Consider the following 16,500-nt stretch of genomic DNA (forward strand, 5'->3'; position numbering starts at 1 on the left):
GTGTTCCCCCTTTACGCGCCGATGAAATTCGGTGCGCGGCGCTCATTGGCAGCAGCCAGGCCTTCTTTATGATCTTGGGTCTGTGCGCAGACCTTGCCCGCCGCTACTTCTTCCAGCTGCTGATCGGATAGGCTGCGCGTATGAGCGCTGTTCAGCAATTTCTTGGTCTGCGCGATGGCGACAGTCGGCCCGCTCGCCAGTTGCCGGGCGAAGGCCAGCGTGTCCTGCCACAGATTGTCAGAGCTGCTGACGTGGCTGACGAGCCGATTTTGAAGCGCAATCTGGGCGGTCCATAATTCACCCGTATAAGCAAAACGCTTTGCCGCCTCGAGACCAATCACGCGCGGCATCAACCAGGTTCCGCCGCAGTCCGGGTTGTAGCCGACATTGGTATAGGAACAGATGAACTTGGCCTTTTCCGATGCGTAGCGAAAATCGCACGCCAAAGCCATATCAAGACCGGCACCAACGGCTGCACCGTCGATCATGGCGATAACGGGCTTGGGCATTTCATGGACCTGCTGGACCAGTCGCAGCGACTCCTCGACCCAGTTCATGTCCGGCCAATCCGTTCTGCCCGCCGCCCATTCCTTCACGTCTGCGCCGGCTGAAAAGGCGCCACCGCGTCCAGCCAGAATAAGGGTGCGGAGCGTTTGGTCAGCCGCCGCTTCCTTTAATGCCTTGCGCAGTTCTATGGTGATCCCCATACCGAGCGCATTGCGCGCCTCCGGCCGGTTGAGCGCAATAACGCCCACCGCGTCATGACGTTCAATTTCAAGAAATTTGTACATAGCTCTCCCTTTCTGCCCGGCCACAAGGGTTGGGCAGTCTCAATTGTCATTCAGTTATTGGTTCAGCGTCCGCGCCAGCGCGGCGGTCGTTTTTCGAGGAAGGCTTTTTGGCCTTCGATCATATCCTCCGAGGACAGCATAGCGGCAAAGGTGGACAGTTCCGGATTATCGCCAGCTCGCAATTTCATGGCGTCGCGGTCTGACATGCCATCCACGGCACGCAACGCTTCTTTCAACGCTTGTTGTGCCAGCGGTGCAGATTCCGCAATTTTCCGGGCTATTTCCAATGCCATCGGCATAAGATTTTCTCGTGACGCGGTGCGATAAACCAAACCCCAACGCTGCGCTTCCTGCGCGCTCATGCGTTCGCCGGTCCAGATCATCCCGGTTGCCACATAATAGGGAATACGGCGAGGCAGACGTTGCAGTCCCCCGCCATCGGGCAGCAGTCCCCGCTCGAGCTCGGGCAGCTGGATGAAGGCGTCATCCGCCATCAAAAGAATATCGCAAGCCAACGATATTTCGAGACCACCGCCAATGGCCGGGGCGTTGATAGCAGCGATCAGCGGCTTTCTGAGTGACCACAACGTCGTTATACCGCCGAAACCACCCTCTTTTGCGCCTTCGGTGCTTGCACCACTGTTCTGATCCGTTCCTTCCTTGAAATCATAACCAGCTGAAAAAGCACGCTCTGACCCGCTGGACAGAATACCGACGCGCAGATCGGGATCACCTTGCAAATAGAGCGCTGCCTTCTCCAGATTGCGGCTGAGACTGCGGCAGATCGCATTGACCTTTGGCTTGACCATACGGATCTCAAGTACGGATCCGTGTCTCTCAAGGTGGACAAAGCCATCCATTTCTCGGTTAAGTTCTGCAATCATATCAACCACCGTTCTTTGCTGCCCGCTGGCTGTAAATGTGCAGCAGAAGCGGTGGTAGCGATGTGACCATCAGCATGAGTGTTGAAACCGCCGCCAATGTAGGATCGAGATCATCGCGCAGCGTGGAGAAGGTAACGCGCGGCAATGTCGACATGGGCCCCGATGCCACCATCAGCGAGATAATCAATTCGTCGAAAGAGATCAGGAAAGACAGCAGCATCGAGGTTGCGACCGAAAGCTTGAGCTGAGGCAAAGTCACAGTCAGAAAGGCTTTGAGCCGATTGGCACCGAGACTGCGTGCCACCATTTCCTGCGATGAGTCATAAGTGCTGAAACCGGCCAGCATGGTCAGGATCACAAACGGCATCGCAACCACGGAATGGCCGAGGATCATGCCCCAAATGGTGTTCAACAGCATTCCGATCTTTGCATAGACAAAGAAAATGCCGACAGCGATCAGGATCGAGGGCACTGCCAGCGGCGCAACCAGCACCGTCTTCAAAAGACCCTGAACGGCGATGCGTCCCTGATTAAGAGCATAGGAGGCCGCCACGCCGGTAACAGTCGCGACGACCATGGTTCCCAATGCGACCCGCAGCGACACCCAGAGCGAACTGATCCACTTTTCCTGACCGAAAAATGAAGCATACCAGCGTGTAGACCAGCCTGCTGGCGGGAAAACCAGTGACGTCGTTGAGCTGAACGAGACCGGAATGACGACCAGGGTGGGAACGATCAGGAAAAACAGCACCAGTCCGACTAGAATGTAGAGCCAGAGACGTGCACGGTGAGAAACGTGAGCTTCCATCATACCACCTATTGATCCGACGACAGCCGGCGCACCAGCACCAGACTGATCCACAAGCAAAGAGCCGTCATTGCCAGCAGCAACACCGCAAGCGCAGCCGCAGGACCCCATGTCGGGTAAAGCGAGATCATCTCCTCAATGCGCTGCGCAATCATCTTTACCTTGCCACCGCCGAGCAATGCGGGCGTGATGTAAAAGCCGAGGCACATGACGAACACCATTATGGCACCAGCGACCAATCCGGGCATCGAAAGCGGAAGGAAGATGCGCAGGAACGCGTGCGTTGGCGACGACCCCACATTGGCGGCAGCACGCATCAGATTGGCGTCGATGGCCTTCATCGATGCATAAAGCGGCAGCACCAGAAACGGGATCATGATATGCACCATACCGATGACAACGCCGGTGGTGTTGTTGACCAATGCCAGCGGCTGGTTGATCAAGCCAAGGCCTTGCAATGTCTTATTGACCACGCCGTTGCGCTGCAAAATGATAAGCCATGAAAAGGTACGCACCAGCCCGGATGTCCAGAAGGGCACCAGCACTGCCAACATCAGTAGCCCCGCCCATTTGGGGGACAGGATCGACATCAGATAGGCAACCGGATAGCCGAGCAGCAGGCAGATAACGGTGACGATGAGCGCGATCTTGAACGTATTGAGAAACATCTCGATGTAGACAGGTTCCGAAAAGAACAATCGGAAATTTCCGAGACCATATTCTCCATTGATGTCGACAAAAGACATCGACAGCAACCACAAAAGCGGCGCCACCATCAAGATGCCAACAATAGCGAGTGCAGGGATGGTGAGGCGCACCATCGACCAGCTTTCGTATTTTTTTTCGCGGTTCAGCGCACGGCGGTTTTCATCCAGTTCGGCTTGCATCACTGGTTTGGGGGCTGCAACAGGAAACGAGACAACAGCTTTTGTCATCATCAAGCCTCCGCGCGTACAAGCCGCGCGTCCGCCCGTTCTAGACGCAGCGCCACGCGTTCACCAACCTTTGGCACTGCCCGCAGATTTTCCGAGCGGTTGGCAATGCGTGTGAATACCCTATGGCCACCATCCAGCATGACCTCGAAAAGCAGGCATTCACCCTGGTAGATGGCCGTGACGACCTGACCGGAAAACAGGTTCGCTCCCGAAGCGCGCGCCGCCGCTTCGTCTGTGGCAAAACGCAGACGCTCGGGGCGCATGCTCAGCAACATGTCGTCGTGCAATTCGCCCACATCATCCGACAAATTAACGCCCTGGTCGCCATAGCTGACACCTGCGTTAGTGCGCCGGAGCGGCAGAAAACTGGTTTCACCAATGAATTCCGCAACAAAGCGGCTTTCCGGGTGTTCATAAAGATCGGTCGGCGACGCGATCTGGGCCAGTTTGCCCTTCGAAAATACGGCAATCCGGTCCGACATTGTGAGCGCTTCACGCTGATCATGCGTGACGGAAATGGTCGTCATGTCCAGCCGGTCATGCAGTTTGCGGATTTCGATCTGCATCGTTTCCCGCAGTTGCTTGTCGAGCGCGGACAAGGGTTCATCCATCAGCAGAATGCGCGGTTCGAACACGATGGCGCGCGCCAGCGCTATACGCTGGCGTTGTCCCCCAGACAGTTCGGTGATCTTACGCTCGCCATAGCCACCCAGTTGCACCAGATCGAGTACTTTCTTGACCCGTTCCTCGATTTCGGCTCGACCGATCTTACGCAAACGCAGCGGATAAGCGACATTCTCGAATACCGACATATGCGGGAACAGGGCATAGTTCTGAAAAACCATGCCGATATTGCGCTTATGGGGCGGAAGATGCACGATTTCCTGTGTACCAATCTTGATCGAACCATCCGTCGGACGGGAAAAGCCCGCAATCATCATCAGAAGGCTTGTTTTTCCTGACCCGGAGGGGCCGAGCAATGTGAGAAATTCACCGGCTTTAATCGCCAGCGATACGTCGTCAACCGCCCGGACCGTACCGTAATGTTTGGACAGTGCTTGGATCGTAACCGGCAAAGCCGTCGTCGAGGAGTGTTTCATCTCTGCTTTCCATCAGCGCACAACAGGACACCGCAGCATTGTCAGCTACAGACTGTAATCTTGGGCTCCATGAAGAAAATTCCGGGTTGGAGGCCGAAGCCTCCAACCTTCCAGAACCAGCTATTGCATCATAGCCTTGTCCCACATGGTCTGCGCCTTTTCGTGATTTTCGGCCCAGTACGGCATGTTGGTGATGAGCTGCTTCTTGAGATTCTCAGTGCTCGTGACAATGCTCGCCGCCTTGTCGGCGGGTACAAGCCCTTGTTTGAAGGCATCCTGGTTCATCGGCCCATAGGCGATATAATTTGGCAGGTTCGCCTGATATTTTGGATCGAGCAGATGGTTGACCAGGCGCATTGCACCTTCCGGATTGGGTGAATTTTTGGGAATGACCAGGCATTCCACATCCATCACCGCGTCGTCAAGCTTATAGGTATAAGGTGCGCCTTCCTTGATGGCGGCATCTATGCGGGCTGCCCAGATCGATAACATATCGACCTCTTCGGACGTTGCGAGCTGGGTCGCCTGCGCGCCCGTGGCCCATTGAACACTGATATTCGGTTTCAGCGTAGACCATTTGGCCATCGCCCTCTCCATATCAATGGGATAAATCTTGTCCTTGGCCACGCCATCGGCCATCAGGGCAATTTCCATATTTGTCGCTGGCGAATTTCCCGAGATAGCGCGGCTGCCGGGGAATTTTTCCGTATCGAAGAAGTCGGCCCAGTTTTGTGGCCCCTTGTCACCATAAACGTTTTTGTTATAGGCAAGGACCGACGTATAGGCGGTGAATCCTACCCAATATTTTGAGCGCAGGTGTTCCGGGATTCCAGCCGCATTGGGAATTTTTGAATAATCGAGCGGAACCAGAAGCTCTTCTTTACCGGCCAGATCACACAGACCACCATAGAGTTCGGCCACATCGATATCGACCGCATTTGCACGCACCTTGGTACGGATATCGCGGATACCACCAGCCAGTACATAATCGACAACGGTCATGCCATGGTCTTGGGGCAAGTGGTCAAGAATGGCCTTTCGCACGCCTTCCTGATAGGCGCCGCCGTAGGACGCATAACTGACCTTTTCTTCAGCCCCAGCCGAACCGGCTGCCATGGCAAGCACTGCACCCAGTATGAATGTCTTTTTCATTGTTCCTCCTCCCTATGCGGCCCACTAGCCGCGTTTTTTTGCATGCAACAACCGGCAAAGGTACTTCCTCCAAAGCACCTTATTCGGCATTCCGCTGACAAAAGTCAGTTGGAAAATGCGTGTAACCCCCTTGTCATGGCAAGGCGGCAATCACTGACAATACGCTCGATAAGCTCCTGACAGCTCGGAACATCCTTGATCAACCCAAGCGTCTGACTTGCCCAGACCAGACCGCTATCCAGTTCGCCAGTTGTCAGCGCGTGGCGACCTCGCTCTCCGGATACCAGCGATCGAACATCTGTAAACTCCGCACCGCCCGGCCGACCTTCGATAGCGACGACTTCATCGGAGATTGCATTCTTCAAAACACGACCGGTGTTTCTGAACGTTCGAAAGATCAAATTGGTGTCGCGTTCACCGGCGTTGACCAGCGCCTGTTTGATGTTTTCATGAATGGGAGCTTCTTTGGTGGCACAAAAGCGCGTCCCCATGTTCACGCCCTCGGCACCGAGCATGAAAGCTGCCGCCATGCCTTCGCCAGTGCCGATACCGCCCGAGGCGATCAATGGAATTTTGACCTGCGCCGCTGCAGTGGCAAAAAGGACCAAACCGCCAACATCATCCTCACCCGGATGCCCCGCCGCTTCAAATCCATCGATGGAAATGGCATCCACACCAGCCCGTTCCGCTGACAGCGCATGACGTACAGCCGTACATTTGTGAACGACAACCGCACCAGCCGCCTTTATTTTCTCGATGAACTCTTTTGGACTGCGTCCCGCCGTCTCTATCACCTTCACACCCGACTGTAGCGCCGCATCAAGATATTCTTCATAAGGTGGAGGCGCTGTCGTGGGGAGTATCGTGAGATTGACCCCAAATGGTTTATCGGTCATCTGCCGGCAGCGAGCGATCTCTTCGCTTAGCGCTTTGGGACTAGGTTGCGTCAGTGCTGTCAAGATTCCAAGGCCGCCCGCATTCGATACAGCTGATGCAAGTTCGGCACGAGCAACCCATTGCATTCCGCCTTGAATGATCGGGTATTTCGTTTTCAATAGCTCGGTTACTCGGGTCTTCACGCCCCACTCCCTGCTGCAATCAAACCTGATGATGAGATACTGAAATTCGTCGCGGATGAAGTCAAACAAAAAATTTGCTGAACGTCCAACTTTTTATTAACATGCAGATATAACACGATGATTTTAGTCGGAGCCCCATAAAGAGGGCCAATTGGAGGGGGAACATCATGAAACTGCAAAAGATCACGCCATATCAAGGACGTAGTCTAAATCACCGCCCAGTATCTTCGAATTCACCACCCCCGGAGCAGCACGCAGGAGCCCCGAATCCCGTGTCGCCGACGGCTGGTCTGATAGTTCGGGCGTGGTCTCCAGAGCAGCAACCTGTCGCGGTCATGGCGCGTCCACATGTATGATGTACCGACCGCGACAACCCTTCCCCATCTTGAACACTGTCCTTGCGAGTATTTTCAGGTCGCGACTGACCTTGAGGGGGCCGCATGATCCCACTGCGTTTCCTTGGCGCTGCCGTTCTATGCACAAGCAGTCTTGCTTTTACCCTGAATGATACGACGACCAAGTTTCTCATCAGCGACTATGATGTGTCATCGATCATTTTGATCCGCAGCCTGATGGCATTGCCGATTCTTTACCTGTTTCATGTGCGGACAACCGGGCGAAGCAAAATATGGTCGGCCAGAATTGGGCTCCATGCGCTGCGGGGAGCCTTTGGCTTGATTGCCGCCTATTTATACATCGCTTCCCTGAAAACTCTGACTGTGGCTGAGGCGACAGTCATTCTCTTTATGACACCCGTCATTATCACTGCGATGTCCCGTTTTCTGCTCAAGGAGAATGTCAGTTTTCGCACATGGCTGTCGATCTGTTTCTGTTTCCTTGGCGTGGTTGTGGCGATCAATCCACGGGCATCCAACTTCAATTACGCTATGGGGCTGGCTGGGACAGCGAGCGTGTTTTACGCCATCAATGCGATCAGTTCGCGTTGGATTCCGTCCGAAGATAACCTGTGGACGATCTCGTTTTTTGGCGCGTTCTTTTCGGCGCTATTTGTCGCCCCGTTCGCCATAGAGCATTGGCGTGGACTGCAAGTCCCACACCTTGCCCAGTTTGGGGCTGCGGCGGCATTCTCCAGCATGGGCATAGGTTTAAGCGCCATTGCCTACCGCATGACATCACCTGCCCTCCTCGCCCCCTTCGGTTATTCGGGGCTGATCTGGTCGATTACGGTCACCTGGCTGTTCTGGGGCATTCATCCCAGTCTCAATGCCATTCTCGGCACGTTCATTATTCTAGGCAGCGTCACATTGACCATCAAAACCAGCCGCATCGATCCACAACCCAATCCGCAGAACTGTATCAAGGGATCCACAAATGACGACCCCAATCCTTGTCGATATGAATAGAGCAACCGGCATCAGCACCGTCACATTCAACCGCCCTGAAAAATACAACGCTATCGATGAGGCGATGGCAGCGGCCTTTCATGAGGCCGTGCAAGCCATAGCATCGGACAAGGGCATACGTTGCGTCGTTCTCAAAGGCGCGGGCAAAGCGTTTATGGCAGGTGGAGATGTCGCGGCTTTTGCAGCCGACCCTGATCGGGCTGATCTTGTCTTGCAGCGCATATTGCGCCACATGCACCCAGCTTTGTTAATCCTGCAGCAATTGCCAGTGCCTGTCATCGCGGCAATACACGGACCGGCAGCTGGCGCCGGATTGAGCATGGTTCTATCGGCAGACTATGCCATCTGCAGTCAATCAGCAGAGTTCATTCTTGCTTATGATCGACTGGCGACGGTGCCCGATTGCGGCGGCAGCTGGTATCTTCGGCAAAAGCTGGGGCCGCGTGCTGCTTTTGCCCTTATGCTCAAGGGTGGCAAACTCAATGCCAGTCAGGCCAAAGCAGTTGGGATCGTCAACGACGTGGTTGAGGATAGCAGTTACCAGGAACAGCTTTCTGCCCTTATACAAAAAATTGCCTCTGGCCCAACACGAGCCTTTGGACTGTTCAAGCAATTGCTGGCCGCGGATCTTTCGTTGGCGGCTCAACTTGAGGCAGAAAAGGCAGCCTTCATGGAAGCCACTTATACGCATGATTTCCGGGCTGCCATCCACAACTTCCCGAACAAGCAACCGGTTCAATTTCTCGGATACTGAAACGAGATCGTGTCCGACGGGAACCGTTGTATTCAACGTCACCCTGCAAAACCTAACAATTACCAGAGAGGGAAATATCGTGCTCCAATCCGACCAGAACACCAATTACATCGTAAAGACTGACATTTATATCGATGGCGCTTGGGTCGAACCTTTCGGAACCGACACCATTGCCGTCGTCAACCCCGCCAATGAGCAGCCTTATGCAACCATTTCGGCAGGCTCAACTCAGGATGTTGATCGAGCGGTCACAGCCGCCCGTAGGGCATTCTCTTCCTGGAGTGAAACCCCGGTTGAGGAGCGCGCCCGCTTCTTGCGCAAGATCGCAGAAATATATGAGGCGCGTCTCGAAGATATGGCCAAAGCCATTTCGCTTGAAATGGGTGCGCCTATCACCATGGCCCGTGATCAACAGGCCGCTGCAGGCTTGTATCACCTCAACGCGTTCATCCAGGCGCTGGAAAACTTCGATTTTGAAGAAAAGCGAACAGATAATTCCGGCGAGATCATCGTGCGCGAACCAATCGGCGTCTGCGGTCTGATTACCCCATGGAATTGGCCAATGAACCAGATTGCTTTGAAAGTTATTCCAGCGATCGCGGTCGGATGCACGGTAGTTTTGAAACCCTCCGAAATAGCGCCCATGTCTGCAATGCTCTTTGCCGAATTTCTCCATGAGGCAGGGCTTCCAAAAGGCGTTTTCAACCTTGTCAACGGCGAAGGTTTGGTCGTGGGCGAAGCCATGTCACGTCACGCGGACATCGACATGATGTCATTCACCGGCTCGACCCGTGCGGGCACAGCCGCCGCGCGCGGCGCGGCAGATACAGTCAAACGTGTCTCACTTGAGCTCGGAGGCAAATCCCCCAATTTGATTTTCGCGGATAGCGACATTGAAAGCGCGGTAGAGCGCGCCATTGCGGAGTGCTTCAACAATACCGGTCAATCCTGCAATGCCCCCACCCGATTGCTGGTCGAGAACTCGGTTTACGATCAGGTCGTGCAGCTCGCCGCTCGTGCCGCTGATCAGATGCTGGTCGGTGATCCGGCTCTCGAAGGAGATCATATCGGCCCGCTATCATCGAAAGTGCATTTCGACAAAGTTCAAGGTCTGATCCAAGCAGGCATTGATGAGGGTGCACGTCTGGTTGCAGGTGGCCTCGGTCATCCGAAAGGATTTAACGCCGGCAACTACGTCCGCCCGACCATATTTGCGGATGTACAGAACGATATGACGATTGCGCGCGAAGAGATATTTGGTCCGGTGTTGGTCATCATTCCGTTTGCCGATGAACAGGAGGCTATCGCTATCGCGAATGATACACCATACGGTTTATCCGCTTATGTCCAAACCGGATCTGTTGAGCGCGCCAAACGCCTTGGGCGGAAGCTCCGCGCCGGCATGGTGCAGATCAACGGCTCATCGCTTGGTTCCGGCAGCCCGTTCGGCGGATACAAGCAATCCGGCAACGGCCGTGAAGGTGGGAAATGGGGGCTGGAAGACTTTACGGAAGTTAAGGTAATCTCCGGCTAAAGGCACGCGAAAAACGCCAACCGCGGCGAGTTCAATCTATGTTGGAAATTAATCCACTCGACTGACATCATGAAGCCAACTGATTGATGATAGCGTGTTCTCGCCGCGCTCCCAAACGCTAACGATCCAAATTTTTGAACAAAAGCTGAACTGTTTATTTTATCGTCAAGTGTTGAGCGGCCCTGCCCACTTGACGATGTTTCGCGGCAATGATCGCGCGAATTTTTATGTCTGCCAACCGCAGCCCGTGATTAGGGCAACCAATTTTTTGCACCGCGCATCTGCAGCTGCTTCCGGAAAGGGTGGCAGTATCGCTTTGCGCTTTTCATTCCGCTCCCTGTGAAAAGATTTTGAGAAACTATCGGCATTAAAGACTCATTATTGCATTACAAAAATTATCCGCTATCATATTTCAATCGAAGTAATCGCATAACAATTAAATGGGAAAATGACAGTGCCAGTGATTGCGGAACTGATCGAGCTAATTGGTGCTGAGGCGGTAATCGTCGACGCTGCCGAAATGGTGCATGCCACCGAAGACTGGCGCGGTCGATATAGTGGCAAGGCGCTTTGCGTTGCGCGTCCGGCGAATACGGAACAGGTGGCGGCTATCGTCGCCTGCTGCAATCGCCACGACGTCCCGGTTTTGCCGCAGGGCGGCAATACGGGTCTGGTCGGCGGCTCCGTTCCGGCGACGGATGGTCCTGCTCCAGTGATCGTGAGCCTCGAACGCATGCGCCGGATTCGCAACATCGATCCTGTCAACAACACGATGGAAGTCGATGCGGGTTGCGTCCTTGCCAACATCCACACCGCGGCGACCGATGCTGGTCGTTATTATCCGGTCAGCCTTGGCGCGGAAGGCTCTTGCCAGATCGGCGGCACCATCGCCACCAATGCGGGCGGCACGTCGGTTCTGCGTTATGGCAATACCCGCGAAAACATTCTCGGCCTGGAGGCCGTCTTGCCGGATGGTTCGATCTGGTCCGATCTCAAGGCCCTGCGCAAGAACAATTCCGGCTATGATCTGAAGCATCTCTTCATCGGCTCCGAAGGCACGCTCGGCATCATCACCGCCGCTGTCCTGAAACTGCACCCGCAGCCTATCCGCCATGTCGTGGCATGGGCCGGGCTGCCCAGCGCCCATTCCGCCGTCAAGCTTCTGACCACCGTGCAGGAGCGCTACGGCGCCAAGCTTTCCGGCTATGAACTGATGAACCGCCTCCAACTCGATCTGGTGGTGGCAAACGTTCCGCAGCGCCGTTCGCCGGTCGATACGGAACATGATTGGCATTTGCTGATCGAACTGTCCGACAGCGGCGGCGAAGATGATCTCGACGCTGCGCTGGAAAACCTGCTGGGACAGGCTTTCGAGGATGGCCTTATCGAAAATGCCGTGATCGCCAGCAGCGTGGCCCAGCGCGCCGCGATGTGGGAAGTGCGCCACAGCGTTTCCGAAGCCAATAAAAAGGCAGGCGTCGGCCTGACCACCGACTGCGCCGTACCGGTGGCCGCGACCGCCGAATTCATCGACCGCGCCAGCGCCGCCGTGCTTGATCTCGCACCCGATGCGTCACTCGTCATTGTGGGGCATCTCGGCGACGGCAATGTCCATTTCATTCCGTTCTTTACCTTCGACGACTGGAAAGCGCTGGAAGACCGCGACGCGCTCGCAGCCAATATCCGCCATGCCGTCAACGACGCATCCTTTGCGCTGGGCGGCACATTCAGCGCCGAACATGGCGTCGGACAGGTCTCGCTCAAGGAAATGGAGCGTTACAAGACAACCACCGATCTGGCGCTGATGCGGGCTGTGAAGTCCGCCATCGATCCAAAAGGATTGTTCAACCCTGGCCGTCTCATACCGGTAGCACGGGCGGAGCATTGAAATCGAAAGCATTTCCAGCAGAAGCGTGAAGCGGCTTTGCGTCGGATAATGCGAAAAAACAATGAGTTAGAGCCGACCGTTGGTTGGTTCAGCATTTTTGAAAGGGAACGAACATGATAATCAAGAATACCACCTGGTCACGCCGCCAGTTTCTGAAAACCACCGCAGCAGGTGCAGTCGCTCTGGCCGCCCCTGCGATCTGGACGCCGTCGCAGGCCCAGAACAAGCGCATCGTCGTGCGCGATGACGGTGGCATCTACACCAAGGCTTACGGTGCCGTTTTCTACCGTCCGTTCCAGGAAGCAACCGGCATCGAAGTCGTGGGTGTTCAGGCCAATGCGGAGCCAACCGCGCAGATCCGTTCAATGGTCGATGCCGGGTCCTATACCTGGGACATGGCGAAGATCAGCGAACCGGCCATCCTCATGCTCACTGCGGGAGACAAGAAGTATCTCGAAAAGCATGGTCTCGAAAGCGAAGCCGTCATCGCCAGCCTGCCGAAGCAGTATCTGTCGGAATACGGCGTGGGCAACAATGTTTACACCACCGTTCTTGCCTATCGTACTGATGCTTTCGAAGGACGCGAAGCGCCCAAATCCTGGGCCGACTTCTTCAATCTGGAAAAGATTGAAGGCCGTCGCGCGCTGCGCAAGCACCCGTTCGACACCATCGAACAGGCCCTGATGGCTGACGGCGTGGCCAATGCGGATGTCTATCCTTGCGATCTCGACCGCGCCTTCAAGTCGCTCGACCGCATCAAGAAGGACGTTTCGGTATTCTGGACCAGCGGTGCGCAGGTCGAGCAGATGCTGATCTCCGGCGAAGTGGACATGATCCCGACTTGGGTTTCGCGCGCGCAGTCGGCGCAGTCGGGCGGCGCTCCGGTTGAAATCGTCTGGGACCAGAACATCTGGGGCCTCGACAACTGGGCTATCCTCGCCGGAACGCCGAATGCCGACGCCTGCCGCGAATTCATCAAATTCGCTTCCGACCCGAAGCGTCAGGCGCAGCTGGTTGAATATTTCGCCGCTGGCGTTACCCAGCCAGAAGCCTTCGACATCATCGATCCGAAAGTCGCGCAGAATTGCCCGACCTTCCCTGATCACATCAAAAACGGCGTCAAGATCAACGCCCAGTATTGGTATGACAATCAGGACAAGGCCATCGAACGCTATAATAGCTGGCTCTTGAGCTAACCGGAGCGGCAGGCCCGGCGTCAGCCGGGCCTGTCACTTCGAGCAGATACGATGTTCGTTCAAACAAAAATTTAGAGCGCCGATCCGGTTCAAGCCGATCGAAACGCGCTCTGGCCCAGCGGAATTGCCATGTCTTCATCCAGCCTAACCATCCAGAAACTCGCCAAGCGCTATGGCGACTTCATCGCACTTGCCGAAACGGACCTTCTCGTCCCGGAAGGCGAGTTCCTGACCCTGCTCGGCCCATCGGGATCAGGCAAGACAACCCTTCTCAGCCTCATCGCGGGTCTTGCACGACCGGATAACGGCGCTGTTCTGATCGGCAATGAGGACGTGACCTACAGCGCGCCGCATCTGCGCGACATCGGCGTGGTTTTCCAGAACTACGCCCTGTTTCCGCATATGACTATTCTGGAGAACATCGCCTTTCCGCTGAAGATGCGCAAAGTGGCTGCAGAAGATGCCCGCAAGCGCGCCACCGAAGCGCTGGAAATGATCCGCCTGCCGCATATTGCGCAGCGCTATCCGAAGGAACTGTCCGGCGGCCAGCAGCAGCGCGTGGCGCTTGCCCGCTGCATGGTCTACCGTCCGTCGATCATTCTCATGGACGAACCGCTCGGCGCGCTCGACAAGAAGCTGCGCGAACACATGCAGCTTGAGATCAAGCGCATTCACCGGGAACTCGGCGCTACCATCGTTTATGTGACGCATGATCAGGAAGAAGCGATGACTATGTCGGATCGCATCTGCCTGATGAATTCCGGCAATATCGAGCAGCTCGGCACGCCTGCCGACCTCTATTTCCGCCCCCGGACACTGTTCGTCGCCGACTTCCTCGGTGAATCGAACCTGCTGCCTGCAAAAGTGGAGAAGATCGAGGGTGATGAAGCCGTAGTCCGCATCGGCGCAAAATCCGTCGAAGCGCGCGCGCTCAGCAACGGGTCGATTGCAGCTTCGGCTTCCATCCATGTGATGATCCGCCCGCAGAACCTTTCTGTGGCGCTTGCTGACGAAAACAATGCTTCGGCGCTCCGCGCCACCGTCACCGATGTGATGGTGACGGGCAGCCTCACCAAAATCTATATGCGCGCAGAAGACGAAAGCCTGCCCGAACTGGTTGCGGCTTTCCCCACCCGTATTTCCGGTCGCGCTTTCCAGATCGGCGACGTGCTTGCACTTTCGTGGCACGGCACCGACGCGGTCACCATTGCCGGCAACGGGAAGGCCTGACCATGAGCGCGCTTCCAACCCGTACCAGCAAACCGCCGAAGCCGCTGTGGATCAAGCATTCGCTGATGATCGCGCCGTTGATCGTGCTTCTGCTGGCCTTCCTCGTCTATCCCGTCGGCAAGCTGCTGTCGCTGAGCTTTATCGGTCGCGACGGATTCTCGCTCGCCGCCTATCAGCAGCTTTTCGCCTCCAGTCTTTATCTCAACGTCCTGTGGATCACGCTGAAGATTTCGCTGGCGACGACCGCGCTTGCGGTCGTGCTGGGCTATCCCGTGGCCTATCTCATCTCCACCGCAGGCCCGAAAGCCAAGAGCTGGCTGATCTTCCTTGTGCTCCTGTCCTTCTGGACCAGCTTTCTGGTGCGCGCCTTCGCCTGGGTGGTGATTCTCGGACGTAACGGTGCCATCAATCAGTTCCTGCTGGCCATTGGCGTCATCGACCGTCCGGCCAACCTGATCTACAGCCTCGGCGCGGTTCTGGTCGGCATGGTGCATGCCATGCTGCCGCTTGCCGTGATGACCATGCTGTCGGTCATGGAAAATATCGACCGCAACCTGCCGCGCGCCGCCTCCACGCTGGGCGCGCGTCCGGGTTCAGCCTTCTGGACGGTCTATTTTCCGCTATCCATGCCCGGTGTGGCGGCTGCCGCCATCATGGTCTTCGTCACCTCCATCGGCTTTTTCATCGTGCCTGCGCTTCTGGGCGGTCGCTTTGAAACCATGATCACCCAGCTCATCATCGATCAGATGCAGCAGACACTGAACTGGGGCCTGGCAGGTGCGATTTCCGTGCTGCTTCTGGTGGTCGTGCTGGCGGTCTTCGTCATCTATGACCGGATTTTCGGCTTCGAAAGCCTGACCGGCGAAACCTCGGCAACCAATGTGAACCGCGACACCGCCGCACGTCGTGCCGGTGCAAAATTCCTCGCCATCATCGGCGATATCAGCGACAGGCTGATTGCGCTCTTCCCCGGCAGCCGCAAAAGCTCCGATGCCGAAACCTCGCCCAAGTTGCTGAGCGGCTTCGTCTGGGCTCTGCTCATCATGATCAGCCTTCCAGCCATCATGATGATCCCGATCTCGTTCAGCGCCGCTGGACTGAACTGGCCGCCGTCCGGCTTCACCATGCAATGGTATGAGCAGATGTGGAACACACCCGTCTGGTCGCAGGCCCTGTGGCGTTCGCTGGTCGTGGCATTGGGCGCAGGCATCCTGTCGATGCTGATCGGCATTCCCGCTGCCTTCCTGCTGGCCCGCGCCAATATTCGCGGCAAGGCGGCGATCCTCGCCTTCGTGCTGTCGCCCATCGTCGCGCCGCGTATCATCATCGCTGTCGGCCTGTTCTATGTCTTCGCAGAACTCGGGCTGGTCGGCACATCCCTCGGCCTCATCATCGGTCATACGGTGGTGTGTGTACCTTACGTGGTCATGACCATGGTGGCGGTGCTGCGCAACTACGATACGCGTCTTGATCTCGCTGCCCAGAGCCTCGGCGCCAGCCCGATGAAGAGCCTTGCCTATGTCACCTTCCCGATGCTGGCGGCAGGCATGTTCTCGGCCTTCCTCTTCGCCTTCGCAACCTCGTTCGATGAACTGACCATCGCGCTGTTCTCGTCGGGCGGCCTGAATTCCACCCTGCCCAAGCAGTTCTGGGACGAAGTGACCCTTCAGGTCTCGCCGGTCATCGCTGCGGTATCGACGTGCCTCCTCGTCTTTATCTCAGTGCTGATCTTCGTGGCCGACCGCCTGCGCCAGCGCAGCATGTCCCGCTGAACCAATTATTGAA

At 56.1% G+C, this 16,500-nt stretch carries 14 protein-coding genes; 7 read left to right on the top strand and 7 right to left on the bottom strand.

Annotated elements, in window-relative coordinates; translation table 11 throughout:
• Nucleotides 1–11: 11 nt before the first annotated feature.
• The 7 genes from QLQ11_RS19355 to QLQ11_RS19385 form a co-directional block, all read right to left on the bottom strand.
• Nucleotides 12–791, bottom strand: a complete 780-nt coding sequence (locus tag QLQ11_RS19355; RefSeq protein ID WP_094513508.1) for an enoyl-CoA hydratase/isomerase family protein — start codon at nt 789–791, stop codon at nt 12–14.
• Nucleotides 792–853: 62 nt separating this feature from the next.
• Nucleotides 854–1,675, bottom strand: a complete 822-nt coding sequence (locus tag QLQ11_RS19360) for an enoyl-CoA hydratase-related protein (RefSeq protein WP_124916345.1) — start codon at nt 1,673–1,675, stop codon at nt 854–856.
• 1 nt (nt 1,676) lies between these two features.
• Complete coding sequence (locus tag QLQ11_RS19365; protein ID WP_283735668.1) at nt 1,677–2,486, bottom strand: ABC transporter permease; 810 nt, start codon at nt 2,484–2,486, stop codon at nt 1,677–1,679.
• Nucleotides 2,487–2,491: 5 nt separating this feature from the next.
• Nucleotides 2,492–3,421 (bottom strand): ABC transporter permease, encoded by a 930-nt coding sequence (locus tag QLQ11_RS19370; protein WP_124916344.1) that lies wholly within the window; start codon nt 3,419–3,421, stop codon nt 2,492–2,494.
• A complete protein-coding gene (locus QLQ11_RS19375; protein WP_283735667.1) occupies nt 3,421–4,518 on the bottom strand; it encodes an ABC transporter ATP-binding protein in 1,098 nt (365 codons plus the stop codon). The genes QLQ11_RS19370 and QLQ11_RS19375 overlap by 1 nt, the downstream gene beginning before the upstream one ends.
• 120 nt (nt 4,519–4,638) lie before the next feature.
• Nucleotides 4,639–5,670: an ABC transporter substrate-binding protein gene (locus tag QLQ11_RS19380; protein WP_109366243.1), complete on the bottom strand. Its 1,032-nt coding sequence runs from the start codon at nt 5,668–5,670 to the stop codon at nt 4,639–4,641.
• A gap of 104 nt (nt 5,671–5,774) precedes the next feature.
• On the bottom strand, nt 5,775–6,749 hold the full coding sequence (locus tag QLQ11_RS19385; RefSeq protein ID WP_283735736.1) for a nitronate monooxygenase family protein: 975 nt from the start codon (nt 6,747–6,749) through the stop codon (nt 5,775–5,777).
• Between the two features lie 440 nt (nt 6,750–7,189).
• Here QLQ11_RS19385 and QLQ11_RS19390 point away from each other — a divergent pair, with 440 nt between their 5' ends.
• From QLQ11_RS19390 to QLQ11_RS19420, 7 genes are all read left to right on the top strand, one after another.
• The gene (locus QLQ11_RS19390; protein ID WP_235858922.1) at nt 7,190–8,113 is read left to right on the top strand and encodes a DMT family transporter; all 924 of its coding nucleotides are present in this window, start codon (nt 7,190–7,192) and stop codon (nt 8,111–8,113) included.
• Nucleotides 8,082–8,867, top strand: coding sequence for an enoyl-CoA hydratase/isomerase family protein (locus QLQ11_RS19395; protein WP_121537506.1), 786 nt, complete (start codon nt 8,082–8,084; stop codon nt 8,865–8,867). The genes QLQ11_RS19390 and QLQ11_RS19395 overlap by 32 nt, the downstream gene beginning before the upstream one ends.
• A gap of 79 nt (nt 8,868–8,946) precedes the next feature.
• The gene (locus QLQ11_RS19400; RefSeq protein ID WP_371836063.1) at nt 8,947–10,401 is read left to right on the top strand and encodes an aldehyde dehydrogenase family protein; all 1,455 of its coding nucleotides are present in this window, start codon (nt 8,947–8,949) and stop codon (nt 10,399–10,401) included.
• Nucleotides 10,402–10,855: 454 nt separating this feature from the next.
• Nucleotides 10,856–12,289: an FAD-binding oxidoreductase gene (locus QLQ11_RS19405; protein WP_283735666.1), complete on the top strand. Its 1,434-nt coding sequence runs from the start codon at nt 10,856–10,858 to the stop codon at nt 12,287–12,289.
• A gap of 113 nt (nt 12,290–12,402) precedes the next feature.
• Nucleotides 12,403–13,485, top strand: a complete 1,083-nt coding sequence (locus QLQ11_RS19410) for an ABC transporter substrate-binding protein (RefSeq protein WP_109366248.1) — start codon at nt 12,403–12,405, stop codon at nt 13,483–13,485.
• A 129-nt stretch (nt 13,486–13,614) separates the two neighbouring features.
• On the top strand, nt 13,615–14,715 hold the full coding sequence (locus tag QLQ11_RS19415) for an ABC transporter ATP-binding protein (protein ID WP_283735665.1): 1,101 nt from the start codon (nt 13,615–13,617) through the stop codon (nt 14,713–14,715).
• A gap of 2 nt (nt 14,716–14,717) precedes the next feature.
• Nucleotides 14,718–16,487: an ABC transporter permease subunit gene (locus QLQ11_RS19420; RefSeq protein WP_283735664.1), complete on the top strand. Its 1,770-nt coding sequence runs from the start codon at nt 14,718–14,720 to the stop codon at nt 16,485–16,487.
• Nucleotides 16,488–16,500 lie beyond the last annotated feature (13 nt).

This window comes from Ochrobactrum sp. SSR, assembly GCF_030067775.1.
GTDB lineage: Bacteria > Pseudomonadota > Alphaproteobacteria > Rhizobiales > Rhizobiaceae > Brucella > Brucella teleogrylli.